We start from the raw sequence: 15,180 nt of genomic DNA, 5'->3' as shown, positions 1-15,180 counted from the left end.
ATCCCTCGGGACTGAAGGGTCGCGCCCGTCTTTGCGAGCGCAGCGAAGCAATCCAGCGACACATCAAATCCGAGACCGGCGCGCCGCCCTGGATTGCTTCGCTGCGCTCGCAAGGACGGCGCGCGAGGCGGGGCGCGCACGGGAGGTCGGGGACGGCGTCGCCCGGACCCGCCCGCATTGACAGGCATCGCCGGCGCGTGATCCGTGCCGCGACCCCCGAAGGACGCGCCGATGACCGAGATTGCCGACCCCCGCGACCGCCTGATCGTGGCCCTCGACCTGCCGAGCGTGCAGGCCGCCGAGGCGCTGATCGACCGGATCGGCGACGCCGCGACCTTCTACAAGATCGGCTACCAGCTCGGATACGCGGGAGGCCTCGCCCTGGCCGAGCGGCTGGCGGCCCGCGGGCTCAAGGTCTTCCTCGACCTGAAGCTCCACGACATCGGCAACACCGTCGAGGAGGGCGTGCGCTCGGCCTCGGGCTCCGGCGCCACCTTCCTCACCGTCCACGCCTACCCGCAGACCATGCGGGCGGCGGTCCGCGGCCGGGGCGCGGGACTCAGGATCCTCGCCGTGACGGTGCTCACCTCCTACGACGACGCCGACGCCGCGGAGGCCGGCTACGGCCTGCCGGTGGCGGAGCTCGTCGCCAAGCGCGCCGCCCAGGCGGCCGAGATCGGCATCGACGGCCTCGTCTGCTCGGCCGCCGAGGCGGGCGCGGTCCGGCACGTCGTCGGTCCGGACCGGCTGATCGTCACCCCGGGCATCCGCCCGGCGGGCGCCGCGGCCGGCGACCAGAAGCGGGTCATGACGCCGGGCGATGCCCGCCGGGCCGGGATCGACCACGTGGTGGTCGGCCGCCCGATCACCGGCGCCGCCGACCCCCGCGCGGTGGCGCGGGCGATCGTGGCGGACCTCGCCTGATCCGAGCGGGATTGCCTTCGGGCGGAGCGGTCCCACTTCGCTCCGCAGGGCAGGAGACGCAGCATGACCAAGGGCTACTGGATCGCGCGGGTCGATGTCCGCGACGCGGAGGCCTACAAGGACTACGTGGCGGCCAACGGCGCGGCCTTCGCCAAGTTCGGCGGCCGGTTCCTCGTGCGCGGCGGCGCCCACGAGGCGGTGATGGGCCCGGCCCGGTCCCGCAACGTGGTGATCGAGTTCCCGAGCTACGCCGACGCCCTCGCCTGCTGGAACTCCGACCTCTACCAGGCCGCCAAGGCCAAGCAGCGCGGCGGCGTCGAGGCCGAGATCCTGGTGATCGAGGGCTATGACGGGCCGCAGCCCAGCGCCTCCGAGCCGGCGCCGGAGGCGGGACCGGCCTCCGAGTAGGCGGCGCGCTACGGGAGCGACCCGCGCGGCGCGAGGCTCCGCAGCAGGAACGCCGTCATCGCCGCCATGGGCGGCACCGGCTGGAGGGTGGAGCAGCCCACCAGCAGCGGGTGGGTGTAGCGGGCGATGGCGACGTGGACGCAGGCGGCCGCCTCGGCGGGATCGGCCGCCTCGAACTCGCCCCGCGCCACCCCGTCGCGGATGATCCGCTCGAACCCGGCGGTGATCCGGGCGACGTGGTGGCGGCAGACGTCCCAGCTCTCCGCCATCGCCGCCTCGATCATCTCGTGCAGGCGGGGAAACGTCTCGCAGCGCCGGGTGGAGTCGCGATGCAGGGCCTCGATCGCCGCCGCGAGGCGCGCGGTGGCGTCGAGGCCCGGCCGGTCGGCGATGCCGAGGATCACCGCCTCGCTCTCGCCGATCAGCCGCTCCAGCACCGCCTCGTTGATCGCCTTCTTCGACTCGAAGAAGCGGTAGACGTTGGCCGGGCTCATCTTCAGCGTCCGGGCGATGTCGGCCACGGTCGTCTTCTGGTAGCCGATCTCGCGGAAATACGTGCCCGCCGTCGCGAGGATGCGGCTCCGCGTGTCGGGCGCGCACTCCTCCGCGAGCGAGCGGGTCGTATCTTCGAGGGACATGCGACCTCACTAGGCCATGCGGCGGCGGGGCGTCAAAGACGCGAACCCGGATCGGGTTCCCCTGCGGCGGCTGCGCGCGCCCGGAACCGGCCCGGGCGGCGCCCATTGCCCAGGCACCCCGCCGCGACGGCGGCGTCAGCGAGAGATCCGCGATGCGCTTCACCGACACCCGCGCCCTGGTCACCGGGGCCGATTCCGGCATCGGGCAGGCGACCGCGGAACTGCTCGCCCGCGCGGGCGCCGACGTGGCCATCACCTATCACAGCGACGCGGAGGGCATCCGCGAGACCGCCGCGCGGGTGGAGGCCGCGGGCCGGCGGGCGCTGGTGCTCCAGCTCGACGTCGGCGACCCGGCGGCGGTCACGGCGGCCTTCGACCGCATCGGCAGCGAGTTCGGCACCCTCGACATCCTCGTGGCCAATGCCGGGCAGGCCATGAGCGGGATGCCGGTCGCCGAGATGGACGACGCGGTGCTGGAGCGGATCCTGCGGGTGAACCTCATGGGGCCGCTGTTCTGCGCCCGCCCCTTCATCCGGATGCGCCGGGCCCAGGGCGGCAACGGAAAGATCGTGTTCGTCTCCTCCGTGGCCCAGCACCTGCCCACGCCGGAGAGCGCCCCCTACGGCATGTCGAAGGCCGGGCTCGGCTCCCTCTGCCGGTCCCTGTCGCGCGAACTCGCGGAGGACCGGATCAACGTCAACAGCGTCGCCCCGGGCCTGATCGAGACGCCGATGACCGCCGACCGGTTCGAGAAGCCGGAGGTTCTCGACGAGTCCCTGGAGCGGATCCCGTGGCACCGGGCCGGCCAGCCCGAGGAGATCGCCCGGGCGATCCTCTACCTCGCCTCGGAGGACGCCGCCTACGTCACCGGCCACACCCTGGTGGTCGATGGCGGCCTGACGATGCAGTGGGGCGGCGCCTGAGCGGCGCTCAAAACGACGAAGCGCGGCGCAGGGGTCACCCCCGGCGCCGCGTCGAAGGGTCTGCGATCTGCGGCTCGCGCGTGACCGCGCCTCAGGAACCGAACTGCGAACCCAGGCGCTCGAGGTACTCGGCCAGATCGACGCCCCCGACGCGCTTGCCGTAGTCGAAGCGCATGCCCTGGCGGATGTCGACGCTCGCGTCCCGCGTGGTCAAGGTGAAGGGACGGACGCAGACCCAGGCCCCGTCGCGGCGGTGCTCGAAGTAGCCGAGGATCTCGTGCTTGGCCATAACCTTTCCTCCGGAACCCTGTTCAGGAACATAACGGTCTCACCGGCCACCGGTTCATGCGCCGCGACTGTTTTTCGCGTGCGCGGCCGCACGGATCGAGTGTTCGTGAGCCGGGGTGGCCGGCGGAGCCGGGCCGAGAACTCGCCTTGAGCTTGGCCATTACAGATCGGATGCTCGGGCGCGGCGGGAGGGCGCGTGGCCGGCTCAGTGCCAGCGGTCGAGGATCTCGGCGGTCGTCATCGTCTCGACCTGGTGGCCGTACCGCATCCGGTACATCAGCAGGAGGGCGTCGTGCGCCTCGTCGCAGGAACTGCACAGGCCGTCGGTGGCCAGCACGATCCGGTAGCCGAGATCGACCCCGCCGAGCACGGCGGCCAGCACGCAGACGTCAGTCTCGGCGCCTGTGACGATCAGCGTGTCGACCCCCCGCGCGCGCAGGCGCGCGTCGAGACCCGTCTCGAGCCAGGGCGAGTAGACGGTCTTGTCGACGATCTCGGCGGGCGGAGCCAGTCGGGCGAGGTCCGGGACGAGGTCGATCAGGCCCGGGTCGAGGCGCTCCCGGGTCATGCCGGCCCAGCGCCGCGAGTAGGTCGCCCAGGTCCCGCGGCCCTCGCCCGGCCGGGCGGCCGGGATGAAGCGGGTGAAGAGGGTCCGCTCCGGATGCGCCGCCGCGAGGCGGCAGACATGGGGCAGGACGCGATTCATCCACGGGGTCTGCCAGTCGGTGGGCTCGGCGAACATGCGCTGCATGTCCACGCAGAGGTGGACGCATCCCCTCCCCAGGGCCCCGCCGGCGGTTTCCGGCTCCGGCCGGGGACTGTCCGTCGATGGGCGGCTTCCGATGTCCATGGGCGCGCGATCAGACTGGGTCAGCGTGGCTCGGGTAGCGGGCGAAAGTGGTACGGGAGGCCGTCCCCGCCCGGTCTCGGGGCGGGGACGGCGGGACCTCAGCGGTCGGCCTTGGCGCCGGATACCGTCAGGGAGAGATAGCGCTCGGTGGTCGGGCGGATCAGCTTGCGCACCGCCTCCGCCATGGCCTGCTCCTCCTTGAGGGACTGCTCGAACGCCGTCCGGTGGCCCTGCTTGCCGGCGGCGTCGCCGATGGTGAGCAGCGACTCGTAGGCGGCGATCTCGAAATTCTCGAAGGCGTGGTTGGCGTAGGTGTTCTTCAGGATCTCGTCCTGGGCCGGCGTGTGACCCAGGGCCATCATGTTGCCGACGAAGCCCAGGAAGCCCTCCTTGAGGGTCGAGGGGCTGTCGCCCAGGCTCTGGAGCGCCTCCTCCAGCCGGTGGCGCTGCCCGTGCGTCTCCTCGATGTGGCGGCGCAGGGCCTGCTCCATCTCAGGATAGCGCTCCAGGCGCTCGACCTGCCGCTCCATGATCTGCAGCGCCTGCATCTCCACAGCATGGGTGTTCTTCAGGGCCGTGACGTAGATCTCGCGGGCGTCCATGGTCATGGCGTTCACCTCTCAGCAGTTGCGAGCGCGGGGCTCATTCAACCGGCAAACACGGGTGCCGCACGGCCAAGTTCCGGTCGGAAGGTCGCAGGCGGGGGGCCGCCGCTCCCGGACGGGCCGCACGAGACCGGCCGGCCGGCGCCGGTCGACGAGGCCGGGGCGGCGCGCATCGAGCGGACGATCCGCGACCTCCGGCAGCTGCCCCGCTCAGTGCAGGCCGCCGCTGCGCTCGGCGCGCTGGCGCTCCGCGAGGCGCTTGCCGATCTCGAGGAGCAGCGTCTCGGTCAGCGCCACGAGGGCGGTGTCGCCGACCACCGAGACCGTGTTGTGCAGCGACAGGCAGAGGTCGGCGGTGCGGCTGAGGGCGTCGTCGATCGTGTCCCCGTCGCGCTCCGCGAAAGCCGCGCCGGCCGCCTTGCTGTCCGAGATCTCGACGATCACGCCCCGTCCGGTGGTCGGTCGCCCGTCCTGGTCCAGGTAGAAGTGCCCGCGGGTGAACAGCCACCGCAGCCGCCCTTCCGGCGAGCAGACGCGGTACTCCGCCGTGTAGGAGCCGCCGGTCCGGACGCAGTCCAGAATGACCTGCGAGATGTGGGGCTGATCGTCCGGATGGACGGCCTTCAAGAGCTCCGCGAGGCTGACCCCGACCCGCGACCGGGCCGGGCTGATGTTGAACAGCAGGGCGCTCACCGGATCGGCCCGCGCCTCGTCCCGGAGGATGTCCCACATCCAGAAGCCGACGCCGCCCGAGGCTTCGAGCGCCGCGACGAGCGCCGCCTCGGATACGACGTCGTCCGCGTGGTCCATCCGAGACCTCCCCGATCTCACCGCAACCAGAGGCGACGCTGCGCGACGATTGTGATCCTGCAAAATCCGTTATAGCCTAATACAAATTCCCGTAAAGATCTTGTATTCAAATATATGTGTTGTCTCGCCGTGCCCGGTTCGCCCGACCTAGGCTTCCATCAGAGTTGAGCGGCGGACTCGAAGGGAATTTTCTTCTGCTGGCCGCCGCGACGTGCCGTCCCTCCACTGGCCGACACCTGACTCCGCCGGCGGGGACGGCGCGACGCCCCGCGTCCAAGCCCCGCATGCAGGCCCCGCGTCCTGGCCGAGGGGCCCGGGACGTCCCGGTCCGGGCCGGAGCTTGCGCGCCCTGCGCGTCCGCGTGAGCGCTGGACGCGGTTCGTCAGCGCAGCGAGCGCATCAAATGAGGGCGACCGGCGAGCGGGCCGACGCGATCAAGGACGGGTTGGTTCTGCCGACCTCCACGTCCGCTGCCTGGTGGGCCCCACATCTTGTCGGGACGCGGACGTGGATGCAGAGCCGCGCGCGGGCCGGCCCGTTCCTCCGATCCGCAGGGTCTCCGCGCGGACCCATCCGCCGCCGCGCCGTGAACCCATAGCCCCCTTCGTCCCGGCGGCCTGTGCAGTAATGGCGCAACTTGCGCCATCTTGTGCAGCTATTTATCCAGATGAATGATTGACGAATCCGACTCTATCGGCTCAGATAATGCGCCTGATGGCGTTCGAACCGGCTCTCAGGTGTCGTCTGGCTCGGGTCGGCAAGGTTCGGTCCCATGAGCTACATGTTCAAGGTCCCCTCCGGCGCCGTGGCGGGGGCGATCGCGCAGCAGATCACGTCACAGGGCTACGCGGTTCTCGAGGACTACGTGAGCCCGGAGGACCTGCGCGTGGCGCAGGCTTTCGTCGCGCGGGCGGTCGCCGCGAAGGGCGGTGAGTACGCGGGTTTCACCGGGACGAAGGATCTCGGCGGCACGTTCCTGGCCGCCCTGCCGGACGACCCGACCTTCAACGCCCTGTGCCGCGGCATCTACGAGAGCGCCGTGGGACGGCCCGCGCCGGATGTCGGCTACTACCAGATCCTGCGCTGTCTGGCGGGACATGGCGCCAGGACGCACTCGATGCGCTTCCACTTCGACTCGTACGTGCTCACGGCCCTCGTCCCCGTCACGATGCCGGACCACGGTACTCCGGGGCGCCTGATCATCCACCCGAACACCCGCGCACTGCGTCGGAGCTACCTCCGCAACCTCGTCGACAAGGCGCTGGTCGACAATCCGCTCGCGCAGAAGCTCCTGACCCGCGCCTACGACCGCGGCAGCGACCGCGTGATCCGCCTGTCGCTGAAGCCGGGAAGCCTTTACTTCTTCTGGGGCTACCGCTCGCTGCACACGAACGAGCCCTGCGCGTCCGACGCGATCCGGGCCACGGCCCTGCTGCACTACGTCGATCCGCACGCGGGCAGCCGGCTCAAGCGGGTGCTGCGGCGGCGCTAGTGTCGGCCCTTCCAGGGCACCAGCACGCGCTCCAGGCCCCGCATCCCGAGCTCGAACAGGCCCGCGAACAGGCCGATCAGCAGGATGCCCATCACCACCACGTCGGTGCGCAGGAAATTGGAGGCGTTGAGGACGAGCTGGCCGAGCCCGGCCTGGGCCGCCACCATCTCGGCGGCCACCAGGGTGGTCCAGCCCACGCCCATGCCGATCCGCAGGCCGATCAGGATCTCCGGCAGCGCCGCCGGGAAGACCACGTGGCGCAGGACCTGCCAGCGGCTCGCCCCGAGGGCGCGCGCGGCGTTGATCTGGTCGACCGAGGCGGAGCGCACCCCCGCCCGCGCGGCGAGCGCCACCGGGGCGAGGCAGGCGAGGAAGATCAGCAGCACCTTCGACAGCTCGCCGATCCCGAACCAGATGATCATCAGGGGCAGGTAGGCGAGCGGCGGCAGCGGCCGGTAGAACTCGATCGGCGGGTCGAGGATGCCCCGGGCGATCCGGCTCGTGCCCATGGCGAGCCCGGCCGGGATGCCCACCAGGGCGGCGAGCGCGAAGGCGCCGAGGACGCGCAGGAGACTGTCGCCGATGTGGAGCCCGAGCGGGGCGCCGTCGATCTCCCCGCGCCAGGCCTGACCGAAGGCCGCCAGGACCGCCTCCGGCGGCGGCAGGAACAGCGGCTTCACCCAGCCGGCACGGGTGGCGACCAGCCAGAGGCCGAGGGCTGCCAGCACCGTGGCGGCGCTGACCGTCGGCACCAGGATCCCACCGCGGCGGCGGATTCCGGTGCGCGCCAGCGGGGCCGCCGCCGGAGCCGGGGCCGGGGCCGTGTCCGGGATCACGTCCGGGACCGCGTCCGGGACCGCGTCCGGGACCGCGTCCGGCGCGGCGCGGGGCAGACCGCTCATCGGACGGCCTCCGGTGCCGCGGCGGCGCCGCTCCGGATGCGCGCGAGCACGCGCTCGCGCACGGCGATGAAGGCGGGGTCCGACTTCACGGCCCGGGCGTCGCGGCCCTCGACGAACGCCCGGGAGAAGGGCAGGTCCAGCGTCTCGACGATGCGGCCGGGCCGCGGGCTCATGATCACCAGCCGGGTGGCGAGGAACACCGCTTCCTCGACGTCGTGGGTGATGAAGAAGGCCATCTTGCCGGTCCGGTGCCAGATCCGGAGGATCAGCTCCTGGATCTGCTCGCGGGTGAAGGCGTCCAGCGCGCCGAGCGGCTCGTCCATCAGCAGGGCGCGCGGGTCTCCGGCGAGCGCCCGGGCGAGGCCGACCCGCTGCTGCATACCGCCCGAGAGCGCGTAGACCTTCCGGTCGGCGCAGTCGGGCAGGCCGACGAGGTCGAGCGTCGCCAGGGCGATCCGCCGCCGCTCCGCCCGGGGCACGCCCCGCATCTTCGGTCCGAAGGCCACGTTCTCGGCGACGTCCAGCCAGGGCATCAGGGCGTGGCGCTGGAACACCACGCCCCGCTCGGCTCCCGGACCCCGGACCGGCGCGCCGTCGAGGAGGATGCGGCCCTCGGTGGGCGCCAGGAATCCCGCGATCGCCGAGAGCAGGGTGGTCTTGCCGCAGCCCGAGGCGCCGAGCGCCACCACGAACTCCCCGGGACCGATGGTCAGGTCGATCCCCGACAGCGCGGCGACCGCGTCGGCGCCCTGCCCGTAGCGGACGCTCAGGTTGCGGATCTCGATCATGGGCCCTCCGGTCCGGGGACAGGCTATTTCCGGGCCGCGTCCACGACCTCCGTCGTGACGAACCGGGCGTAGTCGGGCGCCAGCGCCTGCACGCGCCCCTGCGCCTTCAGGAAGGCGGCGGTCTCGGTGAGGGCCTTGGCGGCGCCGCCGCCGAGCCAGGCCGGGGAGGCCTGCGCCTCCAGGGTCGGGAACCGGTAGGCCGCGAGGCTCGCGGGCACCTCGGCGGGCGCCGAGCCGCTGATCCGGGCCACCGCCGCCACCTCCGGCGCGTCGGCGCCCCAGGGCCTGGCGGCGTAGGCCGCGTCCTGGGCGGCGATCAGCCGGATGAGCGTCACCAGGAAGTCCCGGTTCCGCGCCGCCCAGGCCCGGTCGACCACGAGGCCGTCGAAGGTCGCCTTGCCCCGGCGGGCGAGGTCGCCGGCCGAGACCACCACGGTGCCGGACTTCTTCACCCGGGCGAGCACCGGGTCCCAGATGAAGGTCGCGTCGATGTCGCCCCGCTCCCAGGCGGCGGCGATCTCGGGCGGCCGCATGTTGAGGATCCGGACATCGGCCTGCGTGAGCCCGGCCTCCGCCAGGGCGGCGATCAGCTGGTAATGCGCGGTCGACACGAACGGCACCGCGACCGTCTTGCCGCGCAGGTCGGCCACGCCCGTCACGCCGCTGCCGGCGCGGGCCACGAGCTGCTCGGCGTCGGCGATCTCGTCGAGGATCCAGAACAGCTGGATGTCGAGCCCCTGCGAGGCGGCCGCCGCGATCGGGCTCGACCCCGCCTCGCCGATCTGGACGCTGCCCGAGGCCATGGCGCGGATCACGTCGCCGCCGCCGCCGAACTTGCGCCAGTGGATCGTGTAGCCGGTCGCCTTCTCGATCGCCCCGGAGGCCATCAGGGCGCGGAACGGCACCACCATGTCCTGGTGGGCGAAGGTGACCTCCCGGTCGGCCGCGCGGGCGGTGCCGGGGAACGGCGCGCCGAGAACCAGGGCGGCCAGGGCGGCCAGCGCGACGGCGCGGCGGTGCGGACCGGCAGATGTCATGAGATGTCCCCCATTCGGCCGGCCCGGTGCGGGGGCGACTCGGGCGGCCGGGCGCAGGGTCGACCGAGCTCGGCCACGAAGGCAAGGGCCCGCGCCCTGCCCGGGTCGCGCCCGGGATCCGCCTCGCGCCGCGGCCCCCGCGGCGGTGCGCGGGTCCCGGGCAGCCGCCCGCGGCGGTGCGCGGACCGCGCGCGCCGGAATATCCATCTCCCCGGACGCGCGCGATACCCGGTGCCGTTCTCCGAACCGCCCTCGCCGGAGGCGCCCGCCATCGTCGTCCCGGAGTCGCGGCCCGGCGGGCGCCCGCCGCCGCGGGACCGCCGGCTGGAAGATCGTTCCTCGCCGCCGCGTGCCTGGGAGACGAGAATTTGGGCGTGCAAAACCCGCGGGCCGGCTCCGGCGGCGCCCCCGCTCAGGCCGCGCGCAGCGCGGCGATCTCGTCGATCGTGGCGGCCGCCTGGGCCCGGAGCGCGGCCAGCAGCGCGGTGACGTCCTCGCCCGCGCGGCAGGCCGTCTCGAAGGCCCGGCAGGTCGCGGCCAGATCCAGGAAGCCGATCATGCTGGCCGCCGACACCATGGCGTGCGCGTCCCCCATCAGCCGCGTCCGGTCGCCGTCGGTCGCCGCCGGCCCGAACCGCTCGGCGAGCTCCTTCGCCAGCATCGCCAGGAGGTCGCCCATGCGCGCCTGGCCGACCATCGCGGTCATCTCGTCCAGGGTGGCCCGGTCGATCGTCCCCGCGCGGCGCGGCGGCTCGGCGCGAGGGGCCGCCCACCGGTCGATCGCGGCGAGCAGCGCGTCCGCGCGGAACGGCTTGCCGATATGGTCGTCGAGCCCGGCGGCGCGCAGCTCGGCCACCTGCTGCGGCAGGACGTTCGCCGTCATCGCGAGGATCGGCAGGCGGCCGGCGGCGCCGCCCAGGGCGCGGATCCGCCGGGTCGCCGCGATGCCGTCCATCACGGGCATCTGCACGTCCATCAGGACGACGTCGTAGGACCGCGCCTGGACGGCCGCCACCGCGGCGACCCCGTCGGCCACCACGTCCACCGCGTGCCCGGCGCGCTCCAGGATCATCCGGGCGAGGTCCTGGTTGAGCGGCACGTCCTCGGCCAGGAGCAGGCGGCGGCCGGTCGCGCGGGCGATCGCCGAGGCCGGCGCGGTCGCGCGGGCCGGCGGGACGGCGGCGGGCAGGTCGGCCTCGAACCAGAAGGTCGAGCCGTGCCCGACCGTGCTCGCGACGCCGATCGTCCCGCCCATCAGCGTGACGAGGGATTTCGAGATGGCGAGCCCCAGCCCGGTGCCGCCGTACTCGCGGCTGATCGAGCCGTCGACCTGCGAGAAGCGCCGGAACAGGCGGTCGCACTTGTCGGTCGGGATCCCGATGCCGGTGTCGCGGACCGCGAAGCGCAGCCGCGTCCCGCCGATCGCGTCCGGGCTGACCCGGACCGACAGGTCGATGCCGCCCGACGCGGTGAACTTCACGGCGTTGTTGAGCAGGTTGAGCAGGATCTGCCGGAGGCGGTCCTCGTCGCCCTCGACCCAGTCGGGCAGGCCCGGGCCTTGGGCGAGCGTGAGGGCGAGCCCCTTGCGCTCCGCGGAGGGGCGCACGATCGACACCGCGTTGTCGATCAGCGCCTCCAGGGCGAAGGGCCGGGGCACGATCTCGATCTGCCCGGCCTCGACCTTCGAGAAGTCGAGGACGTCGTTGACCACGGTCAGGAGCGCGGCCCCGGCGGTGCGGATGCGGTCGGCGTTCCGGCGCGCCGACGGTCCGAGATCCGTCCCGTCGAGGAGCAGGTCGGCGTAGCCGATCACCCCGTTGAGCGGCGTGCGGATCTCGTGGCTCATGGCGGCGAGGAACTCGCTCTTGGCCGCGCTCGCCCGCTCCGCCTCCAGGCGCGCGGCGTCGGCCGCCGCCTTGGCGGCGAGGAGCGCCGCCTCGGCGGCCTTGCGGGCGGTGACGTCGATGTTGAGGCCGATCATCCGCCGCGCCTGCCCGGGCGCGCCGCGCCCGACGCCGTTGATCCAGCGCACCCCGCCGTCCGCGGTGGGGACCCGGAACTCGATCGAGAAGGTCTGCCCGGCGGCCGCGGCCGCGGCCGCGGCCGCGATCCGCAGCGCCCGCTCGCCGTCGGTGCGGTCGATCAGGGCGAGCCAGTCCCGGGTGTCGAGGGCGTGGTTCCGGTCGGTCTCGATGCCGTGGAGCCGCGCGCTCTCGGGGGACCACTCGATCCGGCCGCTGTCGAGGTCGAGGTGCCACGTCCCGGCATGGGCGGCCTGCTGGGCGAGGTGCAGCAGGCTGCTGGCATCCTCCACGGCGCGCCGGGCGGTGACGATCTCGTCGATGTCGAGGGCGGTGCCGAGCATGCCCACCATGCTCTCGCCCTGCCAGATCGGCAGGAGCACGATCTTGTGCCAGCGGTAGGCGCCGTCGTGCCGCTGCAGGCGGCCCTCGACCTCGTAGGGCGCGCGGCGGGCGGGCGCCTCCGACCACAGCCGCTCCATCCGCTCCGTGTCGTCGGGATGCGTCCGGGCGATCCGGGCGGCGCGCGTCGGGCCGATCGGGCCGTAGTAATCCTCGAAGCGCCGGTTGACGTAGGAGGCGTCGCCGGTCTCCGTGCTGGCGATCCAGACGAGCTGCGGCAGCGCGTCGGCCAGGGCGCGGTAGCGGGCCTCGCTCAACCGCAGGGCGTCCTCCGCGGCCTTGCGGGCGCTCACGTCGCGCAGGGTCGCCACGTAGCCGTCCGGGGCGCCGGTCGCCCGATCGTGAGTCAGGCTGAACGAGATCTCCACCCAGACCCAGTGCCCGTCCCGGTGCCGGTAGCGCTGGGAGGTCAGGGCGCGGGACGCGCGGCCGCCGGTGAGGTCGTCGAGGACGCGGCGGTACGCGCCGACCTCGTCGGGATGGACGAAGTCGAGGGGATGGGTGCCGATCAGCTCCTGCGGGTCGTAGCCCAGGACGGCGCGCACCGCCGGCGAGACGTAGCGGCGGCGGGCGGTCAGGTCGGACCAGATGATGATGTCGGTGGCGTTCTCGGCCAGCAGCCGGTAGCGGCGCTCGCTCTCCTCCAGGTCCCGCTCGGCGATCCGGTTCTGGGTCACGTCGCCGAAGGTCAGGACCGTGCCGCCGTCCGGCAGGGCCGCGCACCGGACCTCCAGGATCGGGCCGCCGGGCAGGCGCCAGTCGAACAGCGGCGGCAGCCCGGCGCGCGCGCCCGTTCCGAGACCCGGATCGGACCCGGCCGCCGCGCAGTCGCCGCGGGCCCGCTGGTAGGCGCGGATGTCCGGGAGGGCGACGCCCGCCCGCAGGACGTCGTCCGGCAGGTCGAGCAGGTCCGCGGCGCTCCGGTTGAACGCGCGCACCCGCTGGTCGGCGTCGAGGACGACGAGGCCCTGGTCCAAGCTGTCCAGCGTGCCGCGCAGGATCATGTCGGTCTCGCGCGCCCGCCGCTCCGACCGGACGAGGTCGGTCACGTCGAGGATGAGGCCGTGCAGGGCGACGAGCGCGCCCTCGGGCCCGAACTCGGGCAGCCCCTGGATGATCGCGTCCAGCACGGTCCCGTCCGGGCGGACGATGCGGGCCCGCGCCTGGTAGGGGATTGCCGGCCGGCTTCCTCCCAGGATCCCCTCGAGCCGCGCGACCAGGGCGGCGCGGTCGTCCGGATGATAGCACGCGACGTGCTCGGCGAGCGGCAGGTCGCACGCGCCGGGCGTCCCGAGCAGCCGCGCGAGACTCGCCGATCGGGTCACCCGGCGGGTCCGCGGATCGAGACGCCACTGCCCGAAGCCGGGGCCCCCGTCCCAGGGTGCAGGCTCGCCCGCGGCCCGGTGCGGAGCGGGATCCGGCGGCGCGGCCGGGCGGGTCGCGTCAATCTGCATCGGCCCCAGGGTTCCCCACCACCGGCGCGGACCGCGCCCGGGCGCGCCCTCGGCACGCATCGGGGCGAACCTGCTCGCGCGACGGTTGCTGATTCCTTGCCGGCACCGTGCGGCATTCGGCACCTGTCCGGCCGGCGATCACGATCGCTTGAGGGGCCGGCGCGCGGCGTCCCCGGCCGGGTGCGGGGACGGGTGCGGGGACGGGTGCGGCCCTACCGCACCAGCCGCTCCACGATCGCCCGCACCTGCGCCCGATCCGCCGGCTGCGGGTCGACCGAGCGGTGGATCGTCAGGCCCTCGATCATGGCGTCGAGGGCCTTGGCGGTCTCCGGCGCGAAGTGCCGTTCCAGGGCGGCCCGGCTCTTGGCCATCCAGTCCTGCATGACCCGGCGCAGCGGCGGGTTCCGGGCCGCGAAGGCGTAGAGTTCGTAGCTCAGCAGCATCGTGCGCGGGCTCGCCCAGAGGTCGCTCACGATCAGGTCGACCACGGCCTCGCAGGCCTCGTCGACGGTCGCGGCCGCAGCGAGCCGGTCGGCGAACCGCGCCGAGACCGTGTCGGCGAGCCCGGTGAACGCCTCCGTCAGCAGCGCGTCGAGGCTGTCGAAATGGTAGGTCATGGAGCCCAGCGGCACGTCGGCCGCCGCCGCGACCCGGCGGTGGGTCGTGCCGGCGACGCCGTGCTCGGCGACGACGTCGAGGGTCGCCCGGATGATGCGCGCCCGGCGATCCGGGTCGAAACGGCGCTGGGCGGCGGGCAAGGGGACCTCCTCGGATCCGGTTCAGGGCAGCCGGGCCGTGACGCGCGCGGCCTTGATATGTACATCTGTACGCATAGCTAGGGTCCGACGCGGCCGGAGGGAGGTCCCCACCATGAACACAGAGATCGTGAAGACCCAGAAGCAGAGGATGCTGGCGGGCGAGCTGTACTGTGCCGACGACCCGGAACTGGCCGCCGACAACCGGCGCATCTCGGAATGGATGGACCGGTATAACGCCGCGCAGTCGCGGAGCCAGCCCGAGCGGCAGGCGCTCCTGGAGGAGGCCTTCGCGCGGGTCGGCCCGGGCTGCAACATCCGGCCGCCGTTCCACTGCGACTACGGCTACAACATCAGCCTGGGCCGCGGCGTGTTCCTGAACTTCGGGTGCAGCATCCTCGACGTGATGTCGGTCACGATCGGCGACCTGACGCAGATCGGCACGGCCGTGCAGATCCTGACCCCCGATCATCCGCGCGACCCGGCCCAGCGCCGGCAGATGCTGGAATTCGCCCGCCCGGTGGTGATCGGCGCCAATGTCTGGATCGGCAGCGGCGCGATCATCCTCCCCGGGGTCACGATCGGCGACGACGCGATCGTCGGGGCGGGCAGCGTGGTGACGCGCGACGTTCCGGCCGGCGCCACCGTGGTGGGGAACCCGGCCCGGCCGCGGCCGTGAGGGGGGTGAGGGCTCGCGGGGCACGCGCTCCGTGCGGAAGCGGTCCGGCCGCGTGGGCCCTCCGTCGAGCGTGCCGGAGTTCCCGTCCGGGCCGGAACTCCCGTCCGGGCCGGAACTCCTGTCCGGGCCGGACCTGCCGGGGACGCCGACGACCGGTCGCGGCCGATTCACGCGGCCGCGCGGCCAAGCTGAGCGGCCCCGCGG

At 73.3% G+C, this 15,180-nt stretch carries 15 protein-coding genes; 5 read left to right on the top strand and 10 right to left on the bottom strand.

Annotation, left to right across the window (positions count from 1 at the left end; all coding sequences use genetic code 11):
* Nucleotides 1–231 precede the first annotated feature (231 nt).
* Nucleotides 232–924 carry an orotidine-5'-phosphate decarboxylase gene (gene pyrF / locus C4T42_RS08775; RefSeq protein WP_020093215.1) on the top strand — a complete coding sequence of 231 codons (693 nt, stop codon included), beginning with the start codon at nucleotides 232–234 and terminating at the stop codon, nucleotides 922–924.
* A 63-nt stretch (nucleotides 925–987) separates the two neighbouring features.
* The gene (locus tag C4T42_RS08770) at nucleotides 988–1,332 is read left to right on the top strand and encodes a DUF1330 domain-containing protein (RefSeq protein ID WP_020093214.1); all 345 of its coding nucleotides are present in this window, start codon (nucleotides 988–990) and stop codon (nucleotides 1,330–1,332) included.
* 8 nt (nucleotides 1,333–1,340) lie between these two features.
* Here C4T42_RS08770 and C4T42_RS08765 read toward each other — a convergent pair whose 3' ends face one another.
* Nucleotides 1,341–1,970, bottom strand: coding sequence for a TetR/AcrR family transcriptional regulator (locus C4T42_RS08765; RefSeq protein ID WP_020093213.1), 630 nt, complete (start codon nucleotides 1,968–1,970; stop codon nucleotides 1,341–1,343).
* A gap of 152 nt (nucleotides 1,971–2,122) precedes the next feature.
* Between C4T42_RS08765 and C4T42_RS08760 the strand changes: the two genes are divergently transcribed.
* Entirely contained in the window at nucleotides 2,123–2,893 is a 771-nt protein-coding gene (locus tag C4T42_RS08760; RefSeq protein ID WP_020093212.1) for a glucose 1-dehydrogenase, read from the top strand.
* 91 nt (nucleotides 2,894–2,984) lie between these two features.
* Here C4T42_RS08760 and C4T42_RS08755 read toward each other — a convergent pair whose 3' ends face one another.
* The 4 genes from C4T42_RS08755 to C4T42_RS08740 form a co-directional block, all read right to left on the bottom strand.
* On the bottom strand, nucleotides 2,985–3,182 hold the full coding sequence (locus C4T42_RS08755) for a hypothetical protein (protein ID WP_012318739.1): 198 nt from the start codon (nucleotides 3,180–3,182) through the stop codon (nucleotides 2,985–2,987).
* Between the two features lie 204 nt (nucleotides 3,183–3,386).
* Nucleotides 3,387–4,031: an isochorismatase family cysteine hydrolase gene (locus tag C4T42_RS08750; protein ID WP_081636479.1), complete on the bottom strand. Its 645-nt coding sequence runs from the start codon at nucleotides 4,029–4,031 to the stop codon at nucleotides 3,387–3,389.
* Nucleotides 4,032–4,129: 98 nt separating this feature from the next.
* A complete protein-coding gene (locus C4T42_RS08745; protein ID WP_020093210.1) occupies nucleotides 4,130–4,639 on the bottom strand; it encodes a ferritin-like domain-containing protein in 510 nt (169 codons plus the stop codon).
* Between the two features lie 207 nt (nucleotides 4,640–4,846).
* Nucleotides 4,847–5,446, bottom strand: coding sequence for a PAS domain-containing protein (locus C4T42_RS08740; protein WP_020093209.1), 600 nt, complete (start codon nucleotides 5,444–5,446; stop codon nucleotides 4,847–4,849).
* A 772-nt stretch (nucleotides 5,447–6,218) separates the two neighbouring features.
* On the opposite strand from C4T42_RS08740, the gene C4T42_RS08735 reads away from it, so the two are divergent.
* Complete coding sequence (locus tag C4T42_RS08735) at nucleotides 6,219–6,938, top strand: hypothetical protein (protein ID WP_020093208.1); 720 nt, start codon at nucleotides 6,219–6,221, stop codon at nucleotides 6,936–6,938.
* Here C4T42_RS08735 and C4T42_RS08730 read toward each other — a convergent pair.
* The 5 genes from C4T42_RS08730 to C4T42_RS08710 all read right to left on the bottom strand — a co-directional run bounded on the left by C4T42_RS08730 (nucleotide 6,935) and on the right by C4T42_RS08710 (nucleotide 14,300).
* On the bottom strand, nucleotides 6,935–7,840 hold the full coding sequence (locus C4T42_RS08730) for an ABC transporter permease subunit (RefSeq protein ID WP_103984992.1): 906 nt from the start codon (nucleotides 7,838–7,840) through the stop codon (nucleotides 6,935–6,937). The two genes, C4T42_RS08735 and C4T42_RS08730, sit on opposite strands and share 4 nt — an antisense overlap.
* Nucleotides 7,837–8,628: an ATP-binding cassette domain-containing protein gene (locus C4T42_RS08725; protein WP_020093206.1), complete on the bottom strand. Its 792-nt coding sequence runs from the start codon at nucleotides 8,626–8,628 to the stop codon at nucleotides 7,837–7,839. Before C4T42_RS08725 ends, C4T42_RS08730 begins: the two co-directional genes overlap by 4 nt.
* 23 nt (nucleotides 8,629–8,651) lie before the next feature.
* Complete coding sequence (tauA, locus tag C4T42_RS08720; protein ID WP_020093205.1) at nucleotides 8,652–9,665, bottom strand: taurine ABC transporter substrate-binding protein; 1,014 nt, start codon at nucleotides 9,663–9,665, stop codon at nucleotides 8,652–8,654.
* A gap of 412 nt (nucleotides 9,666–10,077) precedes the next feature.
* On the bottom strand, nucleotides 10,078–13,542 hold the full coding sequence (locus C4T42_RS08715) for a PAS domain S-box protein (RefSeq protein ID WP_103984991.1): 3,465 nt from the start codon (nucleotides 13,540–13,542) through the stop codon (nucleotides 10,078–10,080).
* Nucleotides 13,543–13,754: 212 nt separating this feature from the next.
* On the bottom strand, nucleotides 13,755–14,300 hold the full coding sequence (locus C4T42_RS08710; protein WP_020093203.1) for a TetR family transcriptional regulator C-terminal domain-containing protein: 546 nt from the start codon (nucleotides 14,298–14,300) through the stop codon (nucleotides 13,755–13,757).
* A gap of 112 nt (nucleotides 14,301–14,412) precedes the next feature.
* On the opposite strand from C4T42_RS08710, the gene C4T42_RS08705 reads away from it, so the two are divergent.
* Entirely contained in the window at nucleotides 14,413–14,976 is a 564-nt protein-coding gene (locus C4T42_RS08705; RefSeq protein ID WP_020093202.1) for a sugar O-acetyltransferase, read from the top strand.
* Nucleotides 14,977–15,180 lie beyond the last annotated feature (204 nt).

Source organism: Methylobacterium sp. 190mf (assembly GCF_900107945.1).
Taxonomy (GTDB): Bacteria; Pseudomonadota; Alphaproteobacteria; order Rhizobiales; family Beijerinckiaceae; genus Methylobacterium.
The sequence above is the reverse complement of the archived record's forward strand: the minus strand, read 5'-3'. Positions and strand labels throughout refer to the sequence as shown.

Excerpts from the sequence above, each read along its gene's own strand:
- C4T42_RS08760 (WP_020093212.1), top strand. The coding sequence starts at position 2,123 with ATGCGCTTCACCGACACCCGCGCCCTGGTCACCGGGGCCGATTCCGGC.
- pyrF (WP_020093215.1), top strand. The coding sequence starts at position 232 with ATGACCGAGATTGCCGACCCCCGCGACCGCCTGATCGTGGCCCTCGAC.
- C4T42_RS08730 (WP_103984992.1), bottom strand. The coding sequence starts at position 7,840 with ATGAGCGGTCTGCCCCGCGCCGCGCCGGACGCGGTCCCGGACGCGGTC.
- C4T42_RS08755 (WP_012318739.1), bottom strand. The coding sequence starts at position 3,182 with ATGGCCAAGCACGAGATCCTCGGCTACTTCGAGCACCGCCGCGACGGG.
- tauA (WP_020093205.1), bottom strand. The coding sequence starts at position 9,665 with ATGACATCTGCCGGTCCGCACCGCCGCGCCGTCGCGCTGGCCGCCCTG.
- C4T42_RS08740 (WP_020093209.1), bottom strand. The coding sequence starts at position 5,446 with ATGGACCACGCGGACGACGTCGTATCCGAGGCGGCGCTCGTCGCGGCG.
- C4T42_RS08735 (WP_020093208.1), top strand. The coding sequence starts at position 6,219 with ATGAGCTACATGTTCAAGGTCCCCTCCGGCGCCGTGGCGGGGGCGATC.
- C4T42_RS08715 (WP_103984991.1), bottom strand. The coding sequence starts at position 13,542 with ATGCAGATTGACGCGACCCGCCCGGCCGCGCCGCCGGATCCCGCTCCG.
- C4T42_RS08770 (WP_020093214.1), top strand. The coding sequence starts at position 988 with ATGACCAAGGGCTACTGGATCGCGCGGGTCGATGTCCGCGACGCGGAG.
- C4T42_RS08725 (WP_020093206.1), bottom strand. The coding sequence starts at position 8,628 with ATGATCGAGATCCGCAACCTGAGCGTCCGCTACGGGCAGGGCGCCGAC.
- C4T42_RS08745 (WP_020093210.1), bottom strand. The coding sequence starts at position 4,639 with ATGACCATGGACGCCCGCGAGATCTACGTCACGGCCCTGAAGAACACC.
- C4T42_RS08750 (WP_081636479.1), bottom strand. The coding sequence starts at position 4,031 with ATGGACATCGGAAGCCGCCCATCGACGGACAGTCCCCGGCCGGAGCCG.
- C4T42_RS08765 (WP_020093213.1), bottom strand. The coding sequence starts at position 1,970 with ATGTCCCTCGAAGATACGACCCGCTCGCTCGCGGAGGAGTGCGCGCCC.
- C4T42_RS08705 (WP_020093202.1), top strand. The coding sequence starts at position 14,413 with ATGAACACAGAGATCGTGAAGACCCAGAAGCAGAGGATGCTGGCGGGC.